The following is a 24,972-nucleotide window of genomic DNA, read 5'->3' as shown; positions in this document are numbered from 1 at the left end:
GCATGGTCCGTTTGGTGTCCGCCGTCCACACCGACACCAGCATGGCCAGGACTCGGGACGACCGGCGGTTCGGCTCTGTCCGGGAGGTTCGGCCGGTCAGATCCGGCCGCCGTCCGTGCGGCGGCGCCGTGCGACGAACACGACCCCGCCGATGGCGGCGAGCGCCACCAGGGACCCGCCGACGGCCATCTCGGTCTGCGTCGGACCGGCGGAGCCGCCGAGCCCGCCCAGCGCGCCTCGGCCGGAGAGCACGGTGAAGCTGCGCGTCTCCGTCCTGGGGTTGTCGTTGCAGCGGACCGACAGGTTGTACGTACCGGGGCTGATGTGGTCGTGGATCCTGGCGGTCGCGAACCCGGCGTTCCCGCGGTCCTCACCCGACAGGGACGTGGGTGAGAAGGCGGTGGACGTCACGATGCCCCCGTGGCCGCAGCCGTTGGCCGTGATGGTCAGCGTGGAGCCCGGGTGCACCGCGCTCGGGTTGACCGTGACGTTGGTGGGACCGAAGTTGGCGGCGGCGATCGGGGCCGAGAGCCCCACCGCCGCGAAGGCGGCCACAGCCACCGGAAGAGCGCGTGCAGCACGCATGGTTGAACCTCCGAGGGAGGGCGCCCCAAAGCCGTGCTCCGGGAAATTCGACGAGTACGCCTCCCACGACGAACCCTCACCGCGCGTTCTCCACCTCGCATGTCGGCGCTGGTCCACCCTGGTGAGCCGACACGCCGGTGGAAGGGCCGCAGATCTGACGGAGCCGCAGGTCACAGACCGTCAGAACTTTTATAGGATCATGACACGGATGGGTCACCCTGCCCGCCGCCCCGGACGGCCCGCCGGCCCGGCCCCGCTCGCGGCCCCGCGCCCGGCCGCCACCCGTTCGCCCCTCTCTGATCGCCGGAGTGCGATCACGCCCTTACCGTGCCTACAGGTGGCACGCAGGGCATTGGAGGGAGCGCGATGGTGCAGGAAGAGTTCGGCTCGGAGCACCGCAGGCGGTCGCCGTGGGGTGCGCTCGCCCTGGTGATGCTGACCGGTCTGGCTCTGATGCGGAACGGCGCGGACGTCACGATGGGGCCCCCGCAGCCCGCGGCGGCCGCCGCGCTGTCGGGGAGGCCGGAGGTGTTCGTCCCCGCCAGCTCCGGCGCCCCGGTCGAGCCGCTGGCGTACGCGCCGGTCTCCCGGGTGAGGATCGACGCGCTCAAGGTCGACGCCCCGGTGATCGAGGTCGGCATCGACCAGGACGGCTGGGTGCAGGCGCCGCCGCCGGACGACCCCAACCTGGCGGGCTGGTACCAGAACGCGATCGCCCCCGGGCAGCGCGGCACCTCCGTCATGGTCGGCCATGTCGACACCCGGCGCGGCCCCGCCGTCTTCTACGGCCTGGGCTCGCTGAAGAAGGGCAACCACATCGAGGTGACCCGCTACGACGGTCACGTGGTCGTCTTCGAGGTGTACGGCGTCGAGGTCTACGACAAGAACAACTTCCCGGGTGCCCGGGTGTACGGCGACACCGGGCACCCGGAGCTGCGGGTGATCACCTGCGGCGGCGGCTTCACCCGGGCCAGGGGCTACGACGGCAACGTGGTCGTCTACGCCCGCATGGTCGCCGCCCGCTGACCGGCCGGCCCCTCAGCGCCGCTTGGGCGGTACGCGCAGGCGGTAGCCCGAGGTGAGCAGCCGGGGCAGATAGGTGCGCAGCGCCGCCACGCTCTGCGAGCGGTCACCGCCGGCATCGTGCGAGAGCACCACGACCCCCGGGGCGGCGCCCTCCCGGACCCGGCGCACGATGGTGTCGGTGCCGGGCGTCGTCCAGTCGAGGGTGTCGAGCGTCCAGCCCATCGGCTCCATGCCCAGCTGGGCGCCGATCTGGAAGGAGTTGCGGTTCCAGGCGCCGTAGGGGGCGCGGAACCACTGCGGCCGTTCGCCCAGCACCTCCTCGATGACCTCGCTGGTGCGGGTCATCTCGTCGCGTACCGCGTCCCGGGACATCTTGATGAGCAGCGGATGGGTCCAGGAGTGGTTGCCGATCACATGCCCGTCGTCGTGCATCTCGCGCAGCAGGTCACGGTTGTCGGTGGCCATCTCGCCGCAGACGAAGAACATCGCGCGTACGTCGTGTTCGCGCAGGGTCTTCAGGATCTGCGGGGTGTAGCGCGGGTCGGGGCCGTCGTCGAAGGTCAGCACCATGGTCTGCGGGCCGAGTTCGGGCATGCTCAGGAACGGCCGGCGCCGCACCGGGGGCAGCGCCGTGCGGTACTGCGGCGGTGCCGCGGCGGTCATCGGCGCCAGGCGGTACGCGGTGGACTTCAGCCGGGGCGCCGCGGCGGCCTGCGCCCCTCCGGCGGGCCCGGCGGCCGCCTCGGCGGCCGCGCCCTCCGCAGGGCCGGTGTCCTCGGCGGTCAGCATCCGCACGGCGGCCGCTGCCGCCAGACAGGCGCCGACGCGCAGGAGCGTACGCCGCCCGGGGGGGATCTCATCCTTTTTCATGACCCATGGCTCGCACGGTGAACGGCGTCGGCGGCTGAAGCGCACCGCCCGCGCCGCCGAAAACACCCGTTGGGGTGTACCCGCGCGGTCCGCGCTGACGGGTGGCTCAGTGGCGGCGTACCAGCGGGAACGGCAGGGTCTCCCGGATCGTCAGACCGGTGAGGAACATGACGAGCCGGTCCACGCCGATGCCGAGCCCGCCGGTGGGCGGCATGGCGTACTCCAGCGCGTCCAGGAACTCCTCGTCGAGCTCCATCGCCTCCGGGTCGCCGCCCGCCGCGAGCAGCGACTGGGCGGTCAGGCGGCGCCGCTGCTCCACCGGGTCGGTCAACTCCGAGTAGGCGGTGCCGAGTTCGGTGCCGAAGGCCACCAGGTCCCAGCGTTCGGCCAACCGCGGGTCATGGCGGTGGCGGCGGGTGAGCGGTGAGACGTCGACGGGGAAGTCCTTGTAGAAGGTGGGCAGCTGGGTCCGCTCCTCCACCAGCCGTTCGTACATCTCCAGGACCACGTCGCCCCGGGTGTTCTCGGGGGTGTGCGGGACGCCCGCCCGGTCGCACAGGCGGCGCAGGCGCGGCTCGTCGGTGTCGGCGCCCACCTCCTCGCCCAGCGCCTCGGAGAGCGCCCCGTAGACCGTCCTGACCGGCCAGGGTCCCGAGATGTCGTGCTCCACGAGCCGTCCGTCGGGGCCGGCCCGGTGGGCGACGGGCGCGCCGAAGGCGGCCGTCGCCGCGCCCTGGACGAGTGCGCGGGTCAGATCGAGCATCACGTCGTAGTCGGCGTAGGCCTGGTAGGCCTCCAGCATCGTGAACTCGGGGTTGTGCTTGTAGGAGACGCCCTCGTTGCGGAAGGTGCGGCCCATCTCGAAGACCTTCTCGACCCCGCCGACGCACAGCCGCTTCAGATACAGCTCGGGGGCGATCCGCAGATACAGGTCCAGGTCGTAGGCGTTGATGTGGGTGGTGAACGGGCGCGCGTTGGCGCCGCCGTGGATCTGCTGGAGCATCGGGGTCTCGACCTCCAGATAGCCGCGCTCCAGCAGGCCCTGCCGCAGCGCCTGGACGGCGGTGGAGCGGGCCCGTACGACGTCGCGGGCCTCGGGGCGGGCCACCAGGTCGAGGTAGCGGCGGCGCACCCGGGCCTCGGGGTCGGCCAGGCCGAGCCGTTTGTCGGGCAGGGGGCGCAGGCACTTCCCGGTCATCTGCCAGCCGGTGACGAAGAGCGAGTACTCGCCCCTTGCGGTGGTGCCGGAGGTACCCGTGGCGCTGATGTGGTCGCCGAGGTCGACGTCGCGGGTGAAGCGGCCGAGTACCCCGGCGCCCGTGCCGTCCCGGGTGAGGGCGAGCTGGAGGTCGCCGGACCAGTCGCGCAGCACGGCGAAGACGACCCCGCCGAAGTCGCGTACGGCCATCACGCGCCCGGCCACCGTGGCGGCCGTGCCCGCCCCGGCCCCGCGCAGCTCCGCGAGGGTGTGCGTCCGGGCGGGGACGAGCACCGGGTACGGCTCGGCGCCCTCGGCGCGCAGCCGCTCCAGCTTGCGGTGGCGCACCCGCACCTGCTCGGGCAGCCGCCGCTCCCCGGCCCCCTCGGCGCCCGGCGCGGGCAGGCCGAGCGCCTCGATGGAGGGCAGGCCCGCGGTGCTGCCCGGGCTGGTCACGCCCCTGGGGTGCCCCTTGCCCCACAGCTTGCGCAGGCTGGGTACGGAGACGAAGCCCTCCGCGATGCCGGACGCCAGGCCCACCCGGGCGAGCGAGCCGGCGTCGCCGTAGCAGAGGAAGCGCGGGAACCACTGGGGCTGGTACTTCACGTTCGACCGGTACAGCGCCTCCAGCTGCCACCATTTGGAGAAGAACAGCAGCAGCCTGCGCCACAGCCGCAGCACCGGCCCCGCGCCGATCCGGGCGCCCTCCTCGAAGGCCGAGCGGAACACCGCGAAGTTGAGCGAGATCCGCCGTACGCCGAGCTTCGGGGCGTACGCGCAGAGCTCGGCCACCATGAACTCCATGACGCCGTTGGGCGCGCCGCGGTCACGCCGCATCAGGTCGAGGGAGATGCCGTCGGGCCCCCAGGGCACGAAGGAGAGCAGGGCGATGAGCCGGCCCCCGGCGTCGAAGGCCTCGACCAGCAGGCAGTCCCCGTCGGCGGGGTCGCCCAGGCGGTCCAGCGCCATGGAGAAGCCGCGTTCGGTCTCGGTGTCCCGCCAGGCGTCGGCCCGGTCGACGATCTGGCCCATCTCCTCTTCGGTGAGCGCCGAGTGGCGGCGGACGCGGGTGGTGGCGCCGGTGCGCGCGACGCGGCGCACCGCCTGGCGGGTGACGCGCATCTCGCGGCCGTCCAGGTCGAACCGGGCCACGTGCAGGATCGCCTCGTCGCCCAGTTGGATGGCGCCCAGTCCGTACCGCGCGTAGACGGTGGCGCCCTCCGTGGAGGCGCCCATCACGGCGGGCGCCCAGGCGTACTTGCGCGCCACGTCCAGCCAGGCGGCGATGGCCGGCCCCCAGGCCTCGGGGTCGCCCACGGGGTCGCCGCTGGCCAGCGCGACCCCGGCCTCCACCCGGTAGGTGACGGCCGCCTTGCCGCTCGGCGAGAACACGACGGCCTTGTCACGGCGGGTGGCGAAGTAGCCGAGCGAGTCGTCGCGGCCGTAGGCGCGCAGCAGGGCGCGGATGCGCGGCTCCTCGTCGCCGTGGAGCGCGGCCTCCATGCGCTGCGAGCGGAAGAGCGTGGTGGCGGCGCTGAGCAGGGCGACCGCGCCGAACAGGCCGAGGAAGAAGAAGAGCGGGCGGGGCGGGCGGCCGTCGAACTGGCCGCTGGAGGCGAGTCCGCCGAGCACCCGGTTGGTCGCCCACAGCAGCCGCTGGCCGCGCGGGAGGGTGCCGGGGAAGATCTCCACCAGCGCCCAGCCGGCCAGGACGCCCGCGCCGAGCCCCAGGAGGAGGACGAGCAGCGCCCGGTGGACGGCGCCGCGCCGGGTCTCGGCGTAGAACTCGCCGCGCGCCAGGATCAGGACGAGCAGCGCGGCCCCGCACACGAGTCCGTTGGCGGCCCACACCCACTCGGTGACGGCGACCAGCAGCACGTCGGCGAGGAAGAGCAGCCCGAGGTAGCCGACCACCAGCCACCAGGCGACCTTCTTGCGGGCGCCGATGGCGGCGGCGAGCAGCAGCAGGAAGACGGCGTAGGCGAGGTTGGCGCTGACGGGGACGGTGACCCGGTCGAGGAACCAGGCGACCGGCCGCAGCAGCCGGCGCAGGGCGGGCACCAGCGCGATCGCCCCGCAGAACAGCCCGAGCCCGGCGAAGAACATCGCGAAGGCCTCCGGCACCCGGCTCAGGAACCGGGCCCGCGCGGGCGGGCGGGCCCGTGCCGGTATGGGCGTCTCCTCGCTGACACTCATGCCCTGCACTCTAGGGAGCGGCGCGCCGGGGCGCCTGTCGGACGCGTTCGGGCGTGGGGCTAGCCTCGATGGTGTGACAGCACCCTTCGAACGCGGTACGGACGGACCCAAGGTCATCGTCGTCGGCGTGGACGGCTCCGACTCCTCGCTGCGCGCGGCGGCGTACGCCAGCGGCCTTGCGCGGCGGCAGAACGCGCTCCTCGCCGTGGTCTACGTGCAGCCCCTGGTGCCCGCGGGCGCCGCGATGGGGGCGCCGGTCGCCGACACCACCGGGGAGATCGCCGAGGGCCTCGCCCAGGAAATCCGCGCGGCGGCGGAACGGGTGAAGGACCTGTGGACCGTGCGCTGGGAGTTCCACACCCTACGCGGCGACGCGTACGGCGGTCTGGTGACGGCCGCCGAGGAACTGAAGGCGGACGCGGTGGTGGTGGGCGCCTCGGAGTCGGCGGGCCACCGGTTCGTGGGCTCGGTGGCGGTCCGCCTGGTGAAGGCGGGCCGCTGGCCGGTGACGGTGGTGCCGTAGTTCTGGCCCATGGGTGAGGCCCGTTTTCGTCCGCGCGCCGGTGGTGGGTTGCTCGCGCAGTTCCCCGCGCCCCTGGGGGGTCCGGGGCTCTGGCGTGCGAAGGCACAGGGAACAGGGGCCGCAGGCCCCGTTCCTTCAGGGGCGCGGGGAACTGCGCGGGCGGCCCCCACCGGACAGCAGACGAACCGGGGACCCGAGGCCGCAGGCCCGTTCCCCAGGGGCGCGGGGAACTGCGCGACCAGCCCCCACCGGGCAGCAGACGAACCGGGACCCAGGGCCGCAGGCCCGTTCCCCCAGGGGCGCGGGGAACCGCGCGGGCGGCCCGCGCCGGGCAGCGGTGGGCCGGGGGCCGGGGGCGCGGGTTCCTATCGGGTCGCCATCGTCAAGCCGTCCCGTGCCGCCCCGCGGCCCAGCACCGCCTCGCGGATCTGCTCCTGGGCCGTGCGGTAGTCCTCGCGGTCGGGCGCGGCGCCCAGAGCCCGGGGGAGGTCGACGACCCGGCCGCTGTCCACGTCGATCCACTGCGGGATGAACTCCGCCCTGGTGACCTCCCAGCGCGCCCCCGCCCGCGCGGGCGGCGCGAACGTGAAGCGGGCGATGGAGCTCATGTTGCCGCGCAGATCGCGCGCGCCGGAGTCGTTGTACATGTCCCCCGCGATCTGGTCACCCTCGCCGTAGACGATCCAGGTGCCGTTGACCTTCTCGTACGCCTGCGGGATGTGCGCGTGCGTGCCCAGGATCAGGTCGATGTCGGGGCGGCCGGCGGTGCGTGAGGCGGTGAGGGCCTTGCCGAGGCGCAGTTGCCGCTCGTCGGGCTCGGTCTGCCACTCGGTGCCCCAGTGGAGGCTGACGACGACCACGTCGGCCCCGGCTCTGCGGGCCGCGCGGGCGTCCGCGACGATCTTCTGCTCATCGATGAGGTGGACGGCCCAGGGCTGCCCCTCGGGCATCGGGTAGCCGTTGGTGTCGTAGGTGTACGCCAGTTGGGCGACCTTGGCACCGCCCGCCTCCAAGAGCGCGGGGCTCGCGGACTCGGCGGCGGTGCGGCCGGAACCGGTGTGCTGGAGTCCCGCCTTGTCGAAGGCCCGCAGGGTGCGGGCGATGCCGTCGGCCCCGTCGTCGAGGCTGTGGTTGGAGGCGGTCGAGCAGGAGTCGTACCCGGTGTCCTTGAGCGCGGCGGCCACCTGCGGCGGCGAGGTGAACGCGGGGTAGCCGGCGAAGGGTCCGCCGTCCGGCCCGTACACCGTCTCCATGTGGCAGATCGCCAGGTCCGCCCGGGAGATCACCGGCTTGACGCCGGCCAGCATCGGCCGGAAGTCGTAGCCGTCGCCGTTCGCGTCGGCCGCGGCGCGCCGGATGATCGAGGCGTGCGGCAGTACGTCCCCGGTGGCGACCAGCGTGAAGGGGCGCGGGGCGGCCGTCGCCGCGCCGCCCGCGGGCGAGGGCGTGCCGGGGCGCTCGGAGTCCTGGTGGTGGGGCAGGCGCGCGGGGGCCGGGTGCTCCGCCGTGCACCCGGCGGTCGCGGCGGCGACGAGGGCCGCGAGGAGCGCCATCCGCCGGCTCGTTCTGCTGGTCATGGCACCGGACTCCAGAGGTCGGGTCGGAATTGCCTGATTGATTATCAGATATCCATATCATGCACATCCCTCCCGTTTCCCCAACCGTTCACCGCACCACTCGCCGCTTCATTCGACCGTTCGTCGCACGCGGCGGTCCGGCGGGTGTCCCTCCGCGCCCGACTGCGCTCGGATACGGGCTGCGGCCTGCGGACTTCTCGGGAAGGGAGCACCACGGTGAGCACGGGATTCACGGACGCTGCCCCACGGAGCACGGCGCCCCCGCGGCGCTACACCCGCGAGCCCGATCTCGCGGCGCTCCAGCGCGAGCACGGCCCCGCCCTGATGCACTTCCTGCTGGGCCTCACCTACGGCGACCGCCAGCGCGCCGAGGACCTGCTCCAGGAGACGCTGGTGAGGGCCTGGCAGCACCCGGAGGCGTTCGAGGGCCCGTACGCCTCGATGCGGCCGTGGCTGTTCACCGTGGGGCGGCGGCTGGCGATCGACGCGCGCAGAAGCCGGCGGGCGCGGCCGGCCGAGGTGCACGACGCGGTGCTGGACGCGCGCGTGGAGGCGGAGGACGACCACGCCGAGCGGTCGGCCGCGGCGCTGGACGTACGGGACGCGGTGCGCACCCTGAGCCCCGAGCACCGCGCGGTGCTGACGCAGATCTACTTCCGGGGGCTGAGCGTGGCGGAGGCGGCCGCGGTCCTGGGGGTGCCGTGCGGGACCGTCAAGTCCCGTTCGTACTATGCTCTGCGGGCCCTGGCGCGGGTCCTGCCGGGCTACGCGTCCGGCGGTCCGTCCGCCAGGTCCTCCTCGAGGAGCAGGGCCAGCATCGACGGTGTCTCCGCGACCTCCAGGTAGGCCGCGCGGCAGCCCGGGCAGACGCGCAGATGACCGGCGACGCGGCGGTCCTCGTCCCGCGCGAGGGCGCCGAGGACGTACGCGCCGAGCAGCTGCCGCACATGCATGGGCACCTCGTGGGGACGACGGATCCTGCCCTTCTGGCCACGGCGGGCGCGCGCCCCCGGTTCAATGCTCCCTGGAGCTCCCTGGAGCGCCTGGACAGTCGATGAAAGAGGCGAGACGGAATGCGTCCGGAGGGTACGAACGGGACCAGTGGTGGAGAGCTGCTGGTGCCGATGGCATGGATGTACGCGGAGTACATCGCCGACGAATTACTGCGCACCGGCGATCTCATGCCGCCGACGACGCTCGAATTCAGGGCCGGACGCAACGCCTTGGCGTTGACGATCTTCCTGTCGGACGGCGCGGTCGGCGGCGCCCGGGTGGTGGCGCGGCTCGACGAGTGGAGTGCGCTGACCGCGGCCGGCCGGCCGTGGCACGGCTGGGTCCGCGAGCGGCTGCGGGAGCGGGAGGCGACCGGGTCCGGCCCGGACCTGGCGCTGGCGCGGGACGCCTGGCGGTGGCTCGAGGAGACCGAGCTGCTGGCGGCGGACCTGGACGCGGTGGTGCCGGGCGGCGTCGACGCGCGCGCCGAGGCGGAGGACGAGCCGCGGGTGTGGACCCCGGCTTGGGAACTCGGCCTGCCCCTGGGGCATCTGGCGATCCACCTGTTCTGACGCGCCCCCGGGGGAACGGCGGATCGTCAGTGCCCGCCGCGGCGCAGCAACCGGTCGCGGAGGGTACGCGCGTGGCGGCGGCTGACGGGGAGCTCGGCCCCGCCGACGCGGACGCTCATGCTGCCCGCGTCCAGGCGCAGTTCGTCGATCCGGGCGAGCGCCACGAGGTGGCTGCGGTGGATGCGGACGAACCCGTGCACGCGCCAGCGGTCCTCCAGCGTGGAGAGCGGCACGCGCACGAGATGGCTGCCGGAGTCGGTGTGCAGCCGGGCGTAGTCGCCCTGCGCCTCGGCGTAGCTGATGTCGGCGACGGCCAGGAACCGGGTGACGCCGCCGAGCTCCACGGGTATGGGGGCCGGGGCGCCCGTGCCCGGCTGGACCTCCGCGAGCGCCGGGCCGCGGTCGCCGACCATCTCGGCCACCCGGCGCACCGCCTCGGCCAGCCGCTCCCTGCGGACGGGCTTGAGGACGTAGTCGACCGCCTTCAGGTCGAACGCCTGGACGGCGAAGCCCTCGTGCGCGGTGACGAAGACGATCAGCGGCGGCCGGGCGAACCCGGCGAGCAGCCGGGCGACATCGAGTCCGGTGAGCCCCGCCATGTGGATGTCGAGGAAGACGACGTCCAGGCCCTGCTCGTCGTCGGGTCCGGCGTCGAGCGCGCCGCCGATCAGGCGCAGGGCGTCGGTGGCCCCGGTGGCGCCCTCGGCGCTGCGCACCCGCGGATCGGAGCGCAGGAGGTACAGAAGCTCTTCGAGGGCGGGGGCTTCGTCGTCGACCGCCAGTACGCGCAGCATGCGCTCGGATTGTAGGTGCGACGACTCCTCGCTGTCCCGTCGCGTGGGGCGTGAGTGATTGGGCCGCCGTCTGCGTACCAGACGGCATGAGGCCGCTGGAACCGCACCGGGACGTCGGAGCGTACGCGCTCGGGGTGCTCGGCGCCGCCGACACCTTCCGCTTCGAGGAGCACCTGGCGGGGTGCGCGCACTGCGCGCGCCTGCTGGAGGAGCTCGGGAGCGTGGAGGCGCTGCTCGCCGCCTACGCCCGCTGGACGCCGCCGGGCGTGGATCCGGTCGCCGTGCCCTCGCCCGCGCTGCTGCACGCGGCGCTGGACGCGGTGGGCGGGCGGCTGCGGGCGCGGCGCAGGGTGCGCCTGGGGCTGCTGGCCGCCGCGGCGGCGCTGGTGGTGGGCGCGCCCTTCGCCGCGCCGGCCCTGCTGGCGGACCCGGCCGTTCCGCACTGGACGGCGACCGCGTCGGCGCCCGGGGTGACGGCGACCCTGGCGGCGGCGCCCGCCGGGTTCGGTACCGACGTGGGGCTCGACGTGGACGGCGTGAGCGGTTCGGCCGTGTGCACGCTGGTCGCGGTCGGGCGCGGCGGCGAGGAGGACACGGTGGCGACCTGGGCGGTACGGGACGGGGCGCGGGTGACGATGCGGGGGGCCGCGGCCCTGGCGCCCGCCGACATCTCCCGCTTCGAGGTGCGCGCCCAGGACGGGTCCCCGCTCGCGACGCTGTCCCGGTCGGGGTGAGGGCGGGCCCGCCCGGCTCACCGGCCCGCGGCGGCGCCTACTTGAGGAACTTCGACAGACGCCGGTCGGCGAGGATCTTCCCGCCGGTCTGGCAGGTGGCGCAGTACTGGAGCGAGGAGTCCGCGAAGGAGACCTCGCGGACGGTGTCGCCGCAGACCGGGCAGGGTTCGCCGGTCCGGCCGTGCACCCGCATCCCGCTCTTCTTCTCCGCCTTCAGACGGCCCGCCGCGAGTCCGCGCGAGCGTTCCACCGCGTCGGTGAGGGTGGTGCGGACGGCCTCGTACAGCGCGGTGACCTCCTCCTCGGTCAGCCGGTCCACCGCCTTGAACGGCGACATCCGCGCCACGTGGAGGATCTCGTCGCTGTAGGCGTTGCCGATCCCGGCGATCAGCGACTGGTCGCGCAGGGCGCCCTTGAGCTGCCGGCGCTCCCCCGCGAGCAGCCCGGCGAACCGGTCGCGGCCGAAGTCCGCCGCGAGCGGGTCGGGCCCGAGCCGGGCGATACCGGGCACCTCCTGGGGGTCGTGGACCAGATAGGCGGCGAGGCTCTTGCGGGTGCCCGCCTCGGTCAGGTCGAACCCGGCCCCGCCCTCCAGCGCGACCCGCAGCGCCAGCGGACCCTTGCCGGGGCGCGGCGGGGCGTCGGGCAGGACGTCGTGCCAGCGCAGCCAGCCGGCCCGGGCCAGATGGGTCACCAGGTGGAGGCCGTCGGCGTCGATGTCGAGGAACTTGCCGTACCGCCCGACCCCGGTGACCGTCCGCCCGTCGAGGGCGTTCAGCGGCGGGTCGTACGTCTTGAGAACGCTGATCGCGACGGGCTGTACGCGCTCGACGCGGTGGCCGACGAGGTGGGTGGTGAGGAAGTCACGGAGGGCTTCCACTTCGGGCAATTCCGGCATACCTCACAGATTAACCAGCTCCGCGCACCCGGCGCCCCCGGCCGGTCCGCGCGGGCCGCCCCGTGGGTTCACCCGTCGGCCGGGGCTCCCCGCTCCGGGACGGTGAACTCGCACCACACGCACTTGCCGCTGCCCCTCGACTCCACGCCCCAGACGTCGGCGAGCCGGTCCACCAGCATCAGTCCGCGCCCCGACACCCCGGAGTCGCCCGCCTCCCGCCGGCGCGGCAGGGCGCTGGAGCGGTCCTCGACCTCCACCCGCAGCCGGCGTTCGGGCCCGGCCAGGACCCGTACGGTCACGATCGCGCCGCCGTCGGTGTGCATCAGCGCGTTGGTGATCAGCTCGTCGGCGGCCAGCTCGATCTCGTCGGCCCGCTCCCGGGCGCCCCAGGCCCGTACCGCCGCCCGGATCATGTGGCGCGAGGAGCTCAGCGCCTCCGGGTCGTTCTGCGCCACATGCTGCTGGAGCCGGCCGCCGCTCCGCGGAACCTCCAGGGCGCGCCGGCGCAGCAGCAGGAGCGCCACGTCGTCGTCGCCCGCCCGGTCGTCGATCACGTCGCACAGCCGGTCCGCGAGCTCCTGGAGGTCGCCGGGCCCGGAACGCACCAGCGCGGCGAGCAGCTGCATTCCGTCGTCGAGGTCGGCGCCGGGCTGCTCGACCAGGCCGTCGGTGTAGAGCAGCAGGGTCTGGCCGGGGTCCAGCTCGACGGTGGCGACCGGGTACTCCAGGCGCCCGAACTCCGCCGACAGGCCCAGCGGGAGGCCGCCCTCGACGGGCAGCCGGCGGCAGCTGCCGTCGCCGTACCGCAGCAGCGGGTCGACGTGCCCGGCCCGGACGAGCTGGACGACCCCGGTCGACAGGTCGGCCTCGGCGTAGGTGCAGGTGGCGAAGCGGTCGGTGTCCAGCTCGTGCAGGAACACCGAGGCGCGGGCCATCACGGTCGCCGGGGTGTGCCCCTCGGCCGCGTACGCGCGCAGCACGATCCGCAACTGGCCCATGACGGCGGCGGCGTGCGTGTCATGGCCCTGGACGTCGCCGATGACCGCGCCGACCCGGCCGCCGGGGAGCGGGATGACGTCGTACCAGTCGCCGCCGATGTCCCGGCCGAGGCGGGCCGAGCGGTAGCGCACCGCGATCTGGGCGCCGGGCACCTCGGGGATGCGGCGCGGCAGCATGGCCTGCTGGAGCCCCTCGGCGAGGTCGTGCTCCTGTTCGTACAGCACCGCCCGCTGGAGGCTCTGCGCGAGGGAACTGCCCAGCGCCACCAGGAGGTTGCGCTCGTCGGCGGTGAAGCCGGTCTTGTCGCTGTAGAGCAGGCCGAGCGCGCCGATCGGACGGGCCTGGGCGATCAGCGGCAGATAGGCGGCCGCCGTGATGCCGAGCCCGCTGATGTGCGGCCACAGACGCGGATAGGAGGCGGCGAAGTCCTCCGGGGTCTGGATGAACCGGGGGGCGAGGGTGCGCACGACCTCGCTCATCGGATACTGCTCGTCGACCCGGGTCCAGCGGGTGCCCGGCACGAAGCTGCCCTCGGGGCCCTCGGCCACCAGATGGATGCGCCCCGCCTCCAGGAGCCCCATCACCAGGCTGGTGGCGCCCAGGTGTTCGAGTCCGCGCGAGCCCTTGAGCACGTCGATGACGTCCTGCACGGTACGGGCGTGGGCCAGGGCCGCCGTGGTGCTGTCCACCACGCTGGTCCGGCGGCGGTGGTCCTCGTCGTCGGCGGCGGGGCGGTCGGCGTACTCGGTGAGCTCCTGGGTGGCGTCCCGGACCACGCCGATGATGCGCCGGGGGCGGCCGGTGGCGTCCCTGCGCACATAGCCCTGGGTGTGCGTCCAGCGCGCGGTGCCGTCGCGCAGCCGGACGCGGAAGTAGGCGCCGTAGTGGACGCTGCCGTTCTTCAGCGCCTGCGAGACCATGGCGTCGAGCCGGGCGGCCTCGGCCGGGGTCACCCGGCTGCCCAGCGTCTCGGGCCGGCCGTCGTACTCCTCGGGCTCCATGTCGAAGACCGCGAGCGCCGAGGGGTCCATGTGCATCTGCCCGCTGGTGAGGTCCCAGTCGAAGGTGCCCATGCGGTTGAGGGCGAGGCCGAGACCGGTGGGTGCGGGCCACTCGTCCATGGTCACTCCGATCCTCGGTCCGATCGGGGGCGTCCGTCAGGAGAGTCTGGCGTCCAGCGGCGGCTCGGTGTCGAAGTCGGACATCCCCGTGGACATCTCACCGCCGCCGGACGGCTGCGGCGGGAAGACCGGCGGCGGCTCCGAGGGCAGCGTGGGCAGCTCGGTGGAGGGCGTCGGCACGATCTGCTCACTGGGAGCCGTGGGCGCGATGGGGGCCGTGGGGGGCTTCGAGGTGAGCCTGGGGCTGACGGTGACCGTGGCCGTCGGGCAGCCCGGGGTGGTGGGCACGCTCGGCAGCGCGGCTCCCGGCGGCGCGGAGGCGGGCGGCCGCGTCACGGTGACGGTCGGGGCGGGGCTGGGGCAGTTCACGCTCGGCGAGCTCGGCGAGCTGCTGCTGGTGGACGGCGTGGACTGGCTCGGCGCGATGGCGGGGCCGGACTGGTCCGGGCTCACCGAGGTGCTGGGCGAGTCGGTGACCACCGGCGCCGTCGGGTCGATCTGGATGTCGGGCCGTTCGCGGTCGCGCATGCCCTGGTCGCCGGTCGGCCGTTCGATCCAGGTGTTGTTGACGACGTTCACGATGATCAGGCTGTTGATGACCGTGGTGGTGCGGTTGATGACGACGGTCCGCTGCGGCTGGTAGCCGGGCCAGGACTCACCCCGGGAGGCGGCGCCCTGGGTGGCGACGGGCGGCTTGAGCGGGTTGCCGCAGGCGCAGCGCACCCGTGGAGAGCCGTGGTCGTCGACCATGACGGCGGTGCCGGCCTGGAGCACCGACTGGAAGGCGGTGGCGTGGCCGTCCTTGAAGCCGTGGTTGGTGACACGGGTGTCGGCCCGCAGCACGACGGGGGTGAGCCCGCGCAGGAACGACGGGAGGTCGTCCGGGTTGATCCCGGCGGTCTCCGAGAAGGCGCGCGCCTTCGCCCGGTCGGCGGCGAGGAAGCGGATCTGCTGCTCCACGTCGCAACTGGCCACCGACTGGGTGCCGCCGTAGAGGCCGGGCGTGGAGCCCGGGACGGACCGGACGGTCTGCACCGTCGCCGTGGGGCTGCCGGGGGCGCTCGGGGGCGGCTGGGAGGGCGTGAGCGGCTGGGCGGCCTTGGCCGTGGACTCCGTGAAGGGGTCCGGGCCGGACGCCGCGACGGGCTGGAGGAACAGCTCCTTCTCGTCGGAGGCGCCGCTGCCCCCGCCGTCGCCGCCACAGGCCGCGACGAACACTCCGATGGACATGACGACTGCCGCCAGGGTGAACCGGCGCGGGGTCGAGCGCACGTAGATCTCCCACCTATTCGCCCCGAGTTGTCCCTCATTGTCTGCCGGAGGGCCGCCGGTCCCGCAAGCGGACGGCCGCCGTACGGGAGGGATCGCGGCGTGTCGACGCGGAGCCGGACGCACGAATGCCCCCTGCCGGAACAGGGGGCACACGTTCTCAGGCCGGGGCGGGGGCGCCCCGGCGGCGTCGGGGCCGCTCAGTCGACGCCCGGCAGGATGTGCGGCTCGGCCAGGTCGTCCTCGTAACCGGCCAGCCGGATCGGGGCCGAACGGGCCCAGACCTCGAGGTTGCGGAGCTTCTCGGGCCGGCCGGGCCGGTCGTTGCGTTCCGGCGTCCGCTGTTCGCGTGTCGTCGTCTCTGGTGTCACCGCGCACTCCTCTGTGTCGCGTAACCCTGGGCGTACTGGCGGCTCCGGTCTTTCCCGGTCGCCGACCGCCCGAGGGGGCAGGGGTCAGGGGCAGTTCTGACGCGGTGGCGCCGGCACTCTGTCGGAAGCCGGACCCAGTGTGCGGGCCGGTTCCGGAACGGGCATCGAGGACTGGTCGATCCTTTGATGGCTTCCGTCGGAGTCAGAGTAACCAAATGAGCGGACCCCTGCTCGATGGGGCCATTTCCTTTGCGTCATCTTTCCTTCACCGTGCGTTCGGCACGGACCCTGTTCCAGCCATGATCCGACGCCCGGCGACGGCCGCCACGCGGGGCCGCGCCCTGTGCTCCGTCCGGGTGAGGACGGCCGGTCCGCAGTGGTTGCCCGCCCGGCGTGGCGCCCGGACGCACCGGTGGCCGGGCTCCAGGGAGGAGTCCGGCCACCGGGCGCGTTGGGGGTTGCTGGCTACCAGTTCCCGGGCGCGTAGTCCTTGAGGAAGACGCTGTGCAGGTCCTCGCCCGCCTCACCGCGCACGATCGGGTCGTAGACGCGCGCGGCGCCGTCCACCAGGTCGAGCGGGGCGTGGAAGCCCTCCTCGGCGAGGCGCAGCTTGTCGTGGTGCGGACGCTCGTCGGTGATCCAGCCGGTGTCGACCGAGGTCATGAGGATCTTGTCGGTCTCGAACATCTCCTGGCCGCTGGTCCGGGTGACCATGTTCATGGCGGCCTTGGCGGCATTGGTGTTGGGGTGCCCGGCGCCCTTGTAGCCGCGGCTGAACACGCCCTCCATCGCGGAGACGTTCACCACGTAGGCCCGGCCCTTGGGCGCCTTGCGGGCCGCGTCGGCCATCGCCGGGCGCAACATGCTGATCAGGATGAACGGCGCGGTGTAGTTGCACAGCTGGGTCTCCAGCAGTTCGACCGGGGAGATCTGGTCGATGGACTGCACCCAGGTGTTGGTGTCGACGACGTCCGGCAGCAGCCCGCCCGCGTCTATGGCGGTGCCGTCGTGGTGCCGGGCGATGCTGGCGTTGCCCGCGACCAGCGCGAGGTCCGCGACCCGCTGGGCGTCGAGGCCGGAGGCGCCGAGCGGCAGCGCGGTCGTTCCGCCGAGCTCACCGACCGCTCCGGAGTTGAAGGCGCCGATGACGTGGTGCGCGGGAAGCTCGCCGGCGGGAAGCGGGGCGGCCTCGCCGTCCACCAGCGCCGCGTAGGCGGAGGGCAGCCGGCGCACGGTCTGGGTGGCGTTGTTGATCAGGATGTCCAGCGGGCCCCGCTCGGCGGTCTGCTCGGCGAGCGCGACGGCCTGCGCCGGGTCGCGCAGGTCGATGCCGACGACCTCCAGCCGGTGCATCCACTCCGCCGAGTCCTCCATCGCCTTGAAGCGGCGGATGGCGTCCTTGGGGAAGCGGGTGGTGATGGTGGTGTGGGCGCCGTCGCGCAGCAGCCGCAGCGCGATGTACATGCCGATCTTCGCCCGGCCGCCGGTGAGCAGCGCGCGCTTGCCGGTGAGGTCGGTGCGGGCCTCCCGGCGCATCCGGTTCTCGGCGGCGCACTTCTGGCAGAGCTGGTGGTAGAAGTAGTCGACCTCGACGTACCGCGTCTTGCAGATGTAGCAGGAGCGCGGGCGCTGGAGTATCCCGGCGATCTGGCCGGTGGGGGTCGCGGACGACGGCAGGATGCCCTCGGTCTCGTCGTCGATGCGCTCGGCGGAGCCGGTCGCGGTGGCGTGCGTGACGGCCCGGTCGTGGGCGGTCTTGGCGGCCCGGCGCTCCTGGCGGCGGCGCTGCTTGACGGTCCGGTAGATCGCGGCGGTGGCGCGGCGCACGGCGATCGCGTCCGGGTGGTCGACCTCGATGGTGTCGAGCTCCTCCAGCACGCCGAGGCAGACGGCGAGGCGCTCCGGGTCGATGCCGGGGCCGTACTCCACGTCGGGTCCGCCGGGCTCCTGGCCGATGCCGGGACCGTACCCCTGGTCCTGGATGTCCTCTGTCACCGTCATCGCCGTCGCCGTTCCTCGGTCATGTGCGGTCTCGCCCGCGTGTGGAAGTTCCCAAAAGCGCAATCGTACGGAGCGAGGGCGCCGCACACCAAACCGCGGGCCCGTGGAACGCCCTAGGGGCGGGCCGGCGGCCGGTCGAAGACGCAGTCGCCGCAGAGCCCCGCGTCCGGGCAGCGGTAGTAGAGGCAGCAGCTGCGGCGCCGGAAGGCCGGGCCCGGGAGCAGGGTGCCGGTGCCCGCCAGGTCGGGGTGGGCGAGGAGTTCGGTGCCCAGCTCCAGCGCACGGCGGGCCGCGTCCGGACGGTCCGCGCGCAGCGCCCAGCGGTGCAGCTCGCGGACGGCTCCGGCGAGCGCGGAGCCCGCGTTCCCCCACAGCAGGCCCGAGGAGACGGGCGTGTCGCGCCGCACCGCCTCGGCGAGCCGGACCAGGTGCCCGTACTGGACGCTCTCGCGGATCCGCTCGGCGGTGCCGGGCAGTGGCCGCACCCGGTCGAGCAGCAGGTCCTCGGGGGCGCTCCGGCCGCCGTCCCAGGCCAGGGCCGCCGGGTCGAGGTCGGGCAGCTCCCCGTGGAGCACGGCGGCGCCGAGGGCGATCGACCAGAGCCGGGCGACGAGCCCCAGGTGGGCGATGGAGGCGCCGGTACGGCGGTCGGGGGCGCGCAGGGCGGCCGTGACGGTGTCGATCCGGGCCGCGAGCGGGCCGCCCTCGCCCGCGTAGAGCCGCGCCAGCGGGCGGTGCGGGTCCCGCGCCGGTCCGGTGCGCAGCGCGAAGAACCCGCCGACCGAGGCGACCGCCGCCAGATCCACCCTGCGTTCCCTCTCCGTACGAACCGTGGCGCGGGGCGGCCACGGACCCGTGATTCTTACAGATTTTCGATCGAACACAGCTTCGACTACTAATGGACATCCCCCCATCCCATACATGGCTGAAACAGCCCCATCTCACCCCTTCCGACCAGCACTTGTACCGAATGCCCGATGTATGGACGACTTCTGGAGTAGGGACCTACTCCTATGGCAGTACGTGTCAATGCGGTCTCAAGGACGACGACGGGAGGCAATCGGCGAGGGATCGTGGATGCATGAGTGCCCTTGCCCTGTCCGTGCTGCTCTCCCTGGTCTCCGCCGTCGCGTACGCGGCCGCGGCGATCGTCCAGGAGCGCGTGGCCGCGGCCTCCCCCGACAGCACGTACCTCCGCCAGGGCGCCTGGTGGGGCTCCGTGGCACTCAACGGACTCGGCGCCCTGCTGCACGTCGTGGCACTCGCGTGCGGCCCGCTCACCCTCGTCCAGCCGCTGGGCGCGCTGACCATCGTCTTCGCGCTGCCGATGGCCGCCGTGTTCGTCCGGCGCAAGGCGGGTGCGGCGGCCTGGCGCGGCGCGCTCATGGCCACGGCCGGTCTCGCCGGGCTGCTCGCCCTCACCACCGACGCGGACGCCGACTCGGTCGGCGCCGGCCAGCGGCTGCTGCTGGGGGCGGCCACCTTCGGCGGGATGGCGGTGCTCTTCCTCGCCTCGCGCGCGGTGCACGGGCCGGTGGTGCGCAGCGGACTGCTCGCCGCCGCCGCGGGTGTCTCCTTCGGCATGGCGTCGGTCTTCACCAAACTGGTGGCCGAGGACTGGGACGAGGGCCTCCAGCTCACCGAGGTCCCCAGCCTGCTGGCGATAGCGGTGCTCGCCGCCGCGGGCCTGCTGCTCTCCCAGGCCTCCTACCGGGGCGCCGGACTCGCGGCGCCCCTGGCGACCGTCACGGTCGTCAACCCGGTGGTCGCGGCGACCGTCGGCCTCACCCTGTTCGGCGAGGAGTTCCGCTACGGGACGGCCGGACTGGTCTTCGCCCTCGCCAGCGGTGTCGTGGCGGCGGGCGGACTGGTCCTGCTCACCACCGAGCGGCTGAGCGCCGCCACCCGGCGCTCACGGCCCGCGCCCGCGACCCTGCCGGGGATCCCGGCGCCCGGCCAGAGCGCCGAGAGCACCACGTCCGGTCAGAGGCTGACGCCGCCCGCCCTGAGGTAGGCCAGCGGGTCGATGTCCGAGCCGTACGAGGGCCCGGTGCGGATCTCGAAGTGCAGATGCGGCCCGGTGGCATTGCCGGTGGAGCCCGAACGGCCGATGCGCTGGCCGCTGTTGACCTGCTGCCCGGACCGTACGCTCACGGCCGAGAGATGGCCGTACTGGCTGTAGCGGCCATCCGCGTGCCGGATCACCACCTGGTAGCCGTACGAGCCGCCCCAGCCCGCCTCCACGACCTTGCCGGTGGCCACGGCGTGCACCGAGGTCCCGGTGGAGACGGGGAAGTCGACACCCGTGTGGTAGCCGCTCGCCCAGGACGAACCGGCCTTGTGGTACGGGGTACTGGGCCCGGCGGCCACGGGCGCGGACAGGGCGCCGCTCCGGTGGACGACCTGCTTGGGGGCCGGCTGCTTGTGCGGGGCGGCCGGCTTCTTCGGCTGCGGCTTGGCGGGCCGTTTCTGCTGGGGCGCGGGCCTCGGCGCGGGGTGGGTCTTCGGCGGCGCCGCCCTGTCCGGCAGGGACAGGCGCTGCCCCGGCAGGATCAGGTCGGGGTCGGAGCCCACGACCTGCCGGTTCTCGGTGTACAGCGCGTGCCAGCCGCCCCTGACGTGCTCGGTGTGGGCGATCCGGGAGAGGGAGTCGCCGGAGACGACCGTGTATCCCACGTACCCCTCGCGCTTGCCGGGGACCTTGGTCGGACCCGCCTGGGGCGCGGGCTTCTTCGCCACGCGCGCGTGGTGCTCCTGCGCGGCGGGGGCGGGGTGCGCGGTGTGGGTGGTGGGCGCGGTGTGGGTGGTGGGCGCCGCGTGCGTCGGGGTGTGGTGCGCGGCGGCGCGGGTCAGACCCGCCTCGCCCGAGCAGACCGGCCAGGCGCCCGGGCCCTGGGCGTCGAGCACCTTCTCCGCGACGGCGATCTGCTCGCTCCGGGAGGCTAGGTCGGCGCGCGGGGCGTATGCCCGGCCGCCGTAGGCCACCCAGGTCGACTGGCTGAACTGGAGCCCGCCGTAGTAGCCGTTGCCGGTGTTGATCTTCCAGTTGTGGGTGGACTCGCAGGCCGCGACCTTGTCCCAGACGTCCAGGGAGGCGGCGTGGGCCGCACCTGCGCCGATCAGGGGCAGGGCCATGCCCGCTCCTCCGGCCGTCACCGTCAGCGAAGCCCGGTTGATCCGGCTCGGCTGGTAGCGGCGGTGCCGCCCGCGTACGGACATGGGTCCCCCTCGAACGCATCGGGAGCCGCCAAAGTAGGGGCTCTGAACGGACCGTGACAAGGGTGCGTACCCACCCTTCGAGGGGAATGCGAGCCGAGTCGCGCGGCTCGGAGTCTTCCGTAGGGTTGACCGAGCAGCGCATCCGATGATCCGAGGAGCACAGCCATGAGTGGAACAGCCCAGATCGGCGTGACCGGACTCGCCGTCATGGGGCGCAATCTCGCCCGCAACTTCGCTCGCAACGGCCTCACGGTGGCGGTGCACAACCGGACAGCGGCCAAGACCCGGGCGCTGGTGGAGGAGTTCGGCGAGGAGGGACGGTTCGTACCCGCCGAGTCGCCGGAGGAGTTCGTGGCAGCGCTTGAACGGCCGCGCCGGCTGGTCGTCATGGTCAAGGCGGGCGAGCCGACGGACGCGGTGATCGAGGAGTTCGCCCCGCTGCTCGACGAGGGCGACGTCATCATCGACGGCGGCAACGCGCACTTCGAGGACACGCGCCGGCGCGAGCGCGAGCTGCGCGAGCGCGGGATCCACTTCGTGGGCGCCGGGGTCTCGGGCGGTGAGGAGGGCGCGCTGCACGGCCCGAGCATCATGCCGGGCGGCTCCGCCGAGTCCTACGAGTCGCTGGGCCCGCTCCTGGAGAAGATCGCGGCGAAGGCGCCGGACGGCACCCCCTGCGTGACGCACGTCGGCCCGGACGGGGCGGGTCACTTCGTGAAGATGGTGCACAACGGCATCGAGTACGCCGACATGCAGCTGATCGCCGAGGCCTACCACCTGCTGCGCACGGTCGCCGGGTACTCCCCTGCCAAGATCGCCGAGACGTTCCGGGGCTGGAACACGGGCCGCCTCGACTCGTATCTGATCGAGATCACGGCGGAGGTGCTGGCCCACGAGGACGCGGCGACCGGGAAGCCGTTCGTCGACGTCGTCCAGGACCGGGCCGAGCAGAAGGGCACGGGGCGGTGGACGGTGCAGATCGCCCTGGACCTCGGGGTGCCGGTGTCCGGGATCGCCGAGGCGGTGTTCGCGCGCTCCCTCTCGGGCCACGCGGACCTGCGCGAGGCCTCCGGCGCGCTCGCCGGGCCGGCGCCGGAGCCGCTGGACGAGAAGGCGGCCGAGGCGTTCGCGGCCCAGGTCGAGCAGGCCCTGTACGCCTCGAAGATCGTGTCGTACACCCAGGGCTTCCACCAGGTCAGGGCGGGCAGCGAGCAGTACGGGTGGGACGTCGACCTCGGCTCGGTGGCCGCGATCTGGCGCGCCGGCTGCATCATCCGGGCGGCGTTCCTGGACCGCATCCGCGCCGCGTACGACGCCGAGCCGGACCTGGTGAGCCTGCTCTCGGACAAGCGGTTCGGCGAGGAGATCGGGGCGGCGCAGGAGGACTGGCGCGCGGTGATCGTGGCGGCGACCCGCCAGGGCGTACCGGTGCCGGGCTTCTCGGCGGCGCTCGCGTACTACGACGCACTGCGCGCCGAGCGCCTCCCGGCGGCGCTCACCCAGGGCCAGCGGGACTTCTTCGGGGCGCACACCTACCGCCGGGTGGACCGCGAGGGCTCGTTCCACACGCTGTGGGGCGGGGAGCGCACGGAGGTCGAGGCGGGGTGAGCGGGGGCGCGGTCCGGGGCGTGCCTCCCCCGGACCGCGCCCGTCTCACTCCTGCCTCACTCCCGCCTCACTCCTGCCTCACACCGAGGGGACGAGGGCGTGCGGGCCGCGGCGCTGGTCGGTGCCGGGGACCGGGGCGGAGGCGTCGTCACCCAGCTCGACGATCCGGTTGTCCGCGTCGACGTGGACCACGCGCGGGCGCAGGGCGCGCGCCTCGGCGTCGTCGACCTGGGCGTAGCTGATGAGGATGACCAGGTCGCCGGGGTGGACGAGGTGGGCGGCGGCGCCGTTGATCCCGATGACCCCGGAGCCGCGCTCGCCCTCGATGACGTAGGTCTCCAGGCGGGCGCCGTTGTCGATGTCGACGATGTGGACGAGCTCGCCGGGCAGCAGGTCGGCGGCCTCCATCAGCTCGGCGTCGACCGTCACCGACCCCACGTAGTGGAGGTCGGCCTGGGTCACGGTGGCTCGGTGGATCTTGGACTTGAACATTGTACGCAACATCGGGGCACTCCCACAAGTAGGCTCCCTGCCTGCATTTTTGCAGGTCAAGGGCTGTTTCGTCACCCTACAACGAGTCGCAAGTTCGGGCAGCTGCCCCCAGGTTTTTGAGGACTCATGCTGACTACTTGCTGACTTTTCTGATGCGCCGTCAGGAAAATGCAGGAGAGTCCCTCAGACTCTCCCGGGCCTCGCCGCGACGACTGCACAAGCCTACGCAGCGCCCCCTGAAGAGGGCCCGTGATCACCGTCACTTTGGCGGCCTGGGCAGCGGTCAGGAACGAAGGCGGTCGGCCGGGCCCCGGGGTGCACATCGGCAGAGTAAGCCGTGCCAGGCCGCTCCGTTCCCCCTCAGGGCAGCCTGAGAGGCGAAAACGGGGAAGCAACATAGCAGCGGATCGCCGGTTAGTGAAACCGGCGATTCTCAAGACCATGGCTGTAGCTCGTCCGGTGACTCTTAGCGGTGGCATAGGGCGGGTGCCAAAGACGCTTGAAATTCGACCCGAGCAGTGCGTGAGCCGATGACGAGATCGAGCCCAGGCCAGCCTCAAGGAGATCTTCCGCATGGAACCACAGCCTCACCCCGATGAGACCCGCGCCAGTAGCCGCTCGTCGCGCAAGCGCCTTTGCGTCGAGCCCGTCCTTATGGACACTTCTGAGGTCGCGGTGATGCTCAATATGTCCACGAGCTGGGTCTATAGGGAGGCATCGAAACTTGGCTTGAAGGGCTACAAGCTCGGACGGGGCCGGAACGCCAAAGTCCTGTACAAGAGGATCGAGATCTTCAAATGGCTGGAGCAGCAGAAGATTCATTAGAGCGGCACTGGCATGCACACCGATACTCCCGCTGCAGCAAGCCCTAACGCCAGGCTCGCCTCGAAAATCACCGAACCGCCTTCCGCGCACTTGGCCGGCACACGCCGATAGGCGCCCCTGCCCCCGGCGATCTCGGGACTCCACCGTTGGAGTCGGGCGGTCTGCTGCGGGAGGTAGTTCTGGCTGTCAGGCATCTATATTGAGGGTGTCCGCACCGCATTGCTATCGCCGCCCACGGCTATGGTGAGTCCATAGGCCACGAGTCCTATGACGAGTGCCACGGCGAGCAGTATCGCCGTCACGGTGGTGAGTGTCAGGCTTTCCTTGCGCAGGGTCAGCGGGCCGAACGAGATAGTGTTGTTCTTGGCGCGGTCGCCGATCTGAGCCGGTAGAGATTCCTTCCCGCGTGCGGCGCCCCTGTTGTGTGGCGTCGCGTCGCCTCGTACAACTGCTCAAATCGACGTGCGAATTCGGGGTCAGCGGCGAGGGCTGCGGCGACCTGCCGTTCCATCTCGCCGGAGTCCCCGCTCCCTGGATCAAGGGCCACGCGGCCTTCCGGAGAAGACCCCAGCCGCTCCCGCATCAGCCGTGACGCCTCGGCGCCGACTGCCCCACCGATGGCACCCGCCGCCCCGTTCGATGCCCGGGTCAGTGTGACTGTGCAGCACGGTTGGCCCCGATGGACAACTACGCTGCACAGTCGGTGGTGCCGCTTTTTTAGGATGTCGCCAGGAGGGCAGGGGCACCCCATACCGATGATGTTGTCGCCTCGCTCGCGGCGCACCTCTTTCCTGATGGACTAGCTTCCGCTGCGCTGGTTGAGGACTGAACTGGATGGGAGAACGGGGTGCGGGTGCCGTCTGTCGCGGGTTCCAGAACCAAGATTCAAGACGGGTTCCAGAACCAAGATTCAAGAGACGTTGAACACCGTCTGGTTCCAGCCTCGCGGGCATCATTTTCGGTCTATCGCGTCGCGGGGTGTCCGCTGTCCGGGTGACCGGTGTCGTTGGCCGCAGAAGGCGGGGCACGCTCACGAAAGGAGGTGGGCCAGGACATGACGGTGTGGGTGACACAAATTCAGCAAGACCTCCATGAACCGCA

The 24,972-nt window shown here is 72.8% G+C and carries 21 protein-coding genes and 1 pseudogene; 8 read left to right on the top strand and 14 right to left on the bottom strand.

The features are described 5' to 3' along the window. Positions 1-96: 96 nt before the first annotated feature. Complete coding sequence (locus ABZ404_RS13660) at positions 97-585, bottom strand: hypothetical protein (protein WP_358837811.1); 489 nt, start codon at positions 583-585, stop codon at positions 97-99. 366 nt (positions 586-951) lie between these two features. On the opposite strand from ABZ404_RS13660, the gene ABZ404_RS13655 reads away from it, so the two are divergent. Further along, positions 952-1,611, top strand: coding sequence for a class F sortase (locus tag ABZ404_RS13655; protein ID WP_358837812.1), 660 nt, complete (start codon positions 952-954; stop codon positions 1,609-1,611). Positions 1,612-1,623: 12 nt separating this feature from the next. Here ABZ404_RS13655 and ABZ404_RS13650 read toward each other — a convergent pair whose 3' ends face one another. Both ABZ404_RS13650 and lysX read right to left on the bottom strand, forming a co-directional pair. Continuing rightward, entirely contained in the window at positions 1,624-2,481 is an 858-nt protein-coding gene (locus tag ABZ404_RS13650) for a polysaccharide deacetylase family protein (RefSeq protein WP_358990395.1), read from the bottom strand. A gap of 106 nt (positions 2,482-2,587) precedes the next feature. Next, positions 2,588-5,875 (bottom strand): bifunctional lysylphosphatidylglycerol synthetase/lysine--tRNA ligase LysX, encoded by a 3,288-nt coding sequence (gene lysX / locus ABZ404_RS13645; protein WP_358990392.1) that lies wholly within the window; start codon positions 5,873-5,875, stop codon positions 2,588-2,590. A gap of 73 nt (positions 5,876-5,948) precedes the next feature. Here lysX and ABZ404_RS13640 point away from each other — a divergent pair, with 73 nt between their 5' ends. Then, positions 5,949-6,398 carry a universal stress protein gene (locus ABZ404_RS13640; protein ID WP_358837567.1) on the top strand — a complete coding sequence of 150 codons (450 nt, stop codon included), beginning with the start codon at positions 5,949-5,951 and terminating at the stop codon, positions 6,396-6,398. A 365-nt stretch (positions 6,399-6,763) separates the two neighbouring features. Here the strand turns inward: ABZ404_RS13640 and ABZ404_RS13635 are convergent, their stop codons facing one another. Then, a complete protein-coding gene (locus tag ABZ404_RS13635; RefSeq protein ID WP_358837564.1) occupies positions 6,764-7,975 on the bottom strand; it encodes a CapA family protein in 1,212 nt (403 codons plus the stop codon). A gap of 216 nt (positions 7,976-8,191) precedes the next feature. On the opposite strand from ABZ404_RS13635, the gene ABZ404_RS13630 reads away from it, so the two are divergent. Continuing rightward, positions 8,192-8,821 carry a sigma-70 family RNA polymerase sigma factor gene (locus ABZ404_RS13630; RefSeq protein ID WP_358837563.1) on the top strand — a complete coding sequence of 210 codons (630 nt, stop codon included), beginning with the start codon at positions 8,192-8,194 and terminating at the stop codon, positions 8,819-8,821. Here the strand turns inward: ABZ404_RS13630 and ABZ404_RS13625 are convergent. Further along, complete coding sequence (locus ABZ404_RS13625; protein ID WP_358837562.1) at positions 8,740-8,928, bottom strand: zf-HC2 domain-containing protein; 189 nt, start codon at positions 8,926-8,928, stop codon at positions 8,740-8,742. The genes ABZ404_RS13630 and ABZ404_RS13625 overlap by 82 nt on opposite strands. Positions 8,929-9,048: 120 nt before the next feature. On the opposite strand from ABZ404_RS13625, the gene ABZ404_RS13620 reads away from it, so the two are divergent. Next, positions 9,049-9,540, top strand: a complete 492-nt coding sequence (locus tag ABZ404_RS13620) for a hypothetical protein (RefSeq protein ID WP_358837561.1) — start codon at positions 9,049-9,051, stop codon at positions 9,538-9,540. 26 nt (positions 9,541-9,566) lie between these two features. Here the strand turns inward: ABZ404_RS13620 and ABZ404_RS13615 are convergent, their stop codons facing one another. Further along, the gene (locus tag ABZ404_RS13615; protein ID WP_358837560.1) at positions 9,567-10,334 is read right to left on the bottom strand and encodes a LytTR family DNA-binding domain-containing protein; all 768 of its coding nucleotides are present in this window, start codon (positions 10,332-10,334) and stop codon (positions 9,567-9,569) included. A gap of 86 nt (positions 10,335-10,420) precedes the next feature. On the opposite strand from ABZ404_RS13615, the gene ABZ404_RS13610 reads away from it, so the two are divergent. Continuing rightward, positions 10,421-11,068 carry a zf-HC2 domain-containing protein gene (locus ABZ404_RS13610; protein ID WP_358990389.1) on the top strand — a complete coding sequence of 216 codons (648 nt, stop codon included), beginning with the start codon at positions 10,421-10,423 and terminating at the stop codon, positions 11,066-11,068. Between the two features lie 37 nt (positions 11,069-11,105). Here the strand turns inward: ABZ404_RS13610 and ABZ404_RS13605 are convergent, their stop codons facing one another. The 6 genes from ABZ404_RS13605 to ABZ404_RS13580 form a co-directional block, all read right to left on the bottom strand. Next, positions 11,106-11,966, bottom strand: coding sequence for a DNA-formamidopyrimidine glycosylase family protein (locus ABZ404_RS13605; RefSeq protein ID WP_358830818.1), 861 nt, complete (start codon positions 11,964-11,966; stop codon positions 11,106-11,108). Between the two features lie 68 nt (positions 11,967-12,034). Further along, positions 12,035-14,086, bottom strand: coding sequence for a SpoIIE family protein phosphatase (locus tag ABZ404_RS13600; protein ID WP_358830817.1), 2,052 nt, complete (start codon positions 14,084-14,086; stop codon positions 12,035-12,037). A 36-nt stretch (positions 14,087-14,122) separates the two neighbouring features. Next, positions 14,123-15,358 carry a DUF6777 domain-containing protein gene (locus ABZ404_RS13595; protein ID WP_358830816.1) on the bottom strand — a complete coding sequence of 412 codons (1,236 nt, stop codon included), beginning with the start codon at positions 15,356-15,358 and terminating at the stop codon, positions 14,123-14,125. Positions 15,359-15,555: 197 nt separating this feature from the next. Further along, positions 15,556-15,726: a hypothetical protein gene (locus ABZ404_RS13590; protein ID WP_358830815.1), complete on the bottom strand. Its 171-nt coding sequence runs from the start codon at positions 15,724-15,726 to the stop codon at positions 15,556-15,558. A 465-nt stretch (positions 15,727-16,191) separates the two neighbouring features. Then, complete coding sequence (locus ABZ404_RS13585; protein ID WP_358830814.1) at positions 16,192-17,727, bottom strand: SDR family NAD(P)-dependent oxidoreductase; 1,536 nt, start codon at positions 17,725-17,727, stop codon at positions 16,192-16,194. 113 nt (positions 17,728-17,840) lie between these two features. After that, positions 17,841-18,533, bottom strand: coding sequence for a (2Fe-2S)-binding protein (locus ABZ404_RS13580; RefSeq protein WP_358830813.1), 693 nt, complete (start codon positions 18,531-18,533; stop codon positions 17,841-17,843). A gap of 275 nt (positions 18,534-18,808) precedes the next feature. Here ABZ404_RS13580 and ABZ404_RS13575 point away from each other — a divergent pair. Beyond that, positions 18,809-19,624 (top strand): annotated as a pseudogene (locus tag ABZ404_RS13575) (DMT family transporter); the annotation flags it as partial. Between the two features lie 86 nt (positions 19,625-19,710). Here the strand turns inward: ABZ404_RS13575 and ABZ404_RS13570 are convergent. Beyond that, positions 19,711-20,946, bottom strand: a complete 1,236-nt coding sequence (locus ABZ404_RS13570; protein WP_358830812.1) for a transglycosylase family protein — start codon at positions 20,944-20,946, stop codon at positions 19,711-19,713. 165 nt (positions 20,947-21,111) lie between these two features. On the opposite strand from ABZ404_RS13570, the gene gndA reads away from it, so the two are divergent. Continuing rightward, positions 21,112-22,554 (top strand): NADP-dependent phosphogluconate dehydrogenase, encoded by a 1,443-nt coding sequence (gene gndA, locus ABZ404_RS13565; RefSeq protein ID WP_358830811.1) that lies wholly within the window; start codon positions 21,112-21,114, stop codon positions 22,552-22,554. A gap of 78 nt (positions 22,555-22,632) precedes the next feature. Here gndA and panD read toward each other — a convergent pair whose 3' ends face one another. Further along, positions 22,633-23,058, bottom strand: a complete 426-nt coding sequence (gene panD, locus ABZ404_RS13560) for an aspartate 1-decarboxylase (RefSeq protein ID WP_358830810.1) — start codon at positions 23,056-23,058, stop codon at positions 22,633-22,635. Between the two features lie 561 nt (positions 23,059-23,619). Between panD and ABZ404_RS13555 the strand changes: the two genes are divergently transcribed. Continuing rightward, complete coding sequence (locus ABZ404_RS13555; RefSeq protein WP_358830809.1) at positions 23,620-23,871, top strand: helix-turn-helix domain-containing protein; 252 nt, start codon at positions 23,620-23,622, stop codon at positions 23,869-23,871. Positions 23,872-24,972: the final 1,101 nt, after the last annotated feature.

This window comes from Streptomyces sp. NPDC005878 (assembly GCF_040629815.1).
Lineage (GTDB): Bacteria > Actinomycetota > Actinomycetes > Streptomycetales > Streptomycetaceae > Streptomyces.
Note: the sequence above shows the minus strand (reverse complement) of the source record. Positions and strands in the feature narration are given on the sequence as shown.

Bases quoted from the DNA above. Each gene is read 5' to 3' on its own strand.
- ABZ404_RS13660 (WP_358837811.1), bottom strand. From the start codon at position 585: ATGCGTGCTGCACGCGCTCTTCCGGTGGCTGTGGCCGCCTTCGCGGCG.
- ABZ404_RS13655 (WP_358837812.1), top strand. From the start codon at position 952: ATGGTGCAGGAAGAGTTCGGCTCGGAGCACCGCAGGCGGTCGCCGTGG.
- ABZ404_RS13650 (WP_358990395.1), bottom strand. From the start codon at position 2,481: ATGAAAAAGGATGAGATCCCCCCCGGGCGGCGTACGCTCCTGCGCGTC.
- lysX (WP_358990392.1), bottom strand. From the start codon at position 5,875: ATGAGTGTCAGCGAGGAGACGCCCATACCGGCACGGGCCCGCCCGCCC.
- ABZ404_RS13635 (WP_358837564.1), bottom strand. From the start codon at position 7,975: ATGACCAGCAGAACGAGCCGGCGGATGGCGCTCCTCGCGGCCCTCGTC.
- ABZ404_RS13625 (WP_358837562.1), bottom strand. From the start codon at position 8,928: ATGCATGTGCGGCAGCTGCTCGGCGCGTACGTCCTCGGCGCCCTCGCG.
- ABZ404_RS13620 (WP_358837561.1), top strand. From the start codon at position 9,049: ATGCGTCCGGAGGGTACGAACGGGACCAGTGGTGGAGAGCTGCTGGTG.
- ABZ404_RS13615 (WP_358837560.1), bottom strand. From the start codon at position 10,334: ATGCTGCGCGTACTGGCGGTCGACGACGAAGCCCCCGCCCTCGAAGAG.
- ABZ404_RS13610 (WP_358990389.1), top strand. From the start codon at position 10,421: ATGAGGCCGCTGGAACCGCACCGGGACGTCGGAGCGTACGCGCTCGGG.
- ABZ404_RS13605 (WP_358830818.1), bottom strand. From the start codon at position 11,966: ATGCCGGAATTGCCCGAAGTGGAAGCCCTCCGTGACTTCCTCACCACC.
- ABZ404_RS13600 (WP_358830817.1), bottom strand. From the start codon at position 14,086: ATGGACGAGTGGCCCGCACCCACCGGTCTCGGCCTCGCCCTCAACCGC.
- ABZ404_RS13585 (WP_358830814.1), bottom strand. From the start codon at position 17,727: ATGACGGTGACAGAGGACATCCAGGACCAGGGGTACGGTCCCGGCATC.
- ABZ404_RS13570 (WP_358830812.1), bottom strand. From the start codon at position 20,946: ATGTCCGTACGCGGGCGGCACCGCCGCTACCAGCCGAGCCGGATCAAC.
- gndA (WP_358830811.1), top strand. From the start codon at position 21,112: ATGAGTGGAACAGCCCAGATCGGCGTGACCGGACTCGCCGTCATGGGG.
- panD (WP_358830810.1), bottom strand. From the start codon at position 23,058: ATGTTGCGTACAATGTTCAAGTCCAAGATCCACCGAGCCACCGTGACC.
- ABZ404_RS13555 (WP_358830809.1), top strand. From the start codon at position 23,620: ATGGAACCACAGCCTCACCCCGATGAGACCCGCGCCAGTAGCCGCTCG.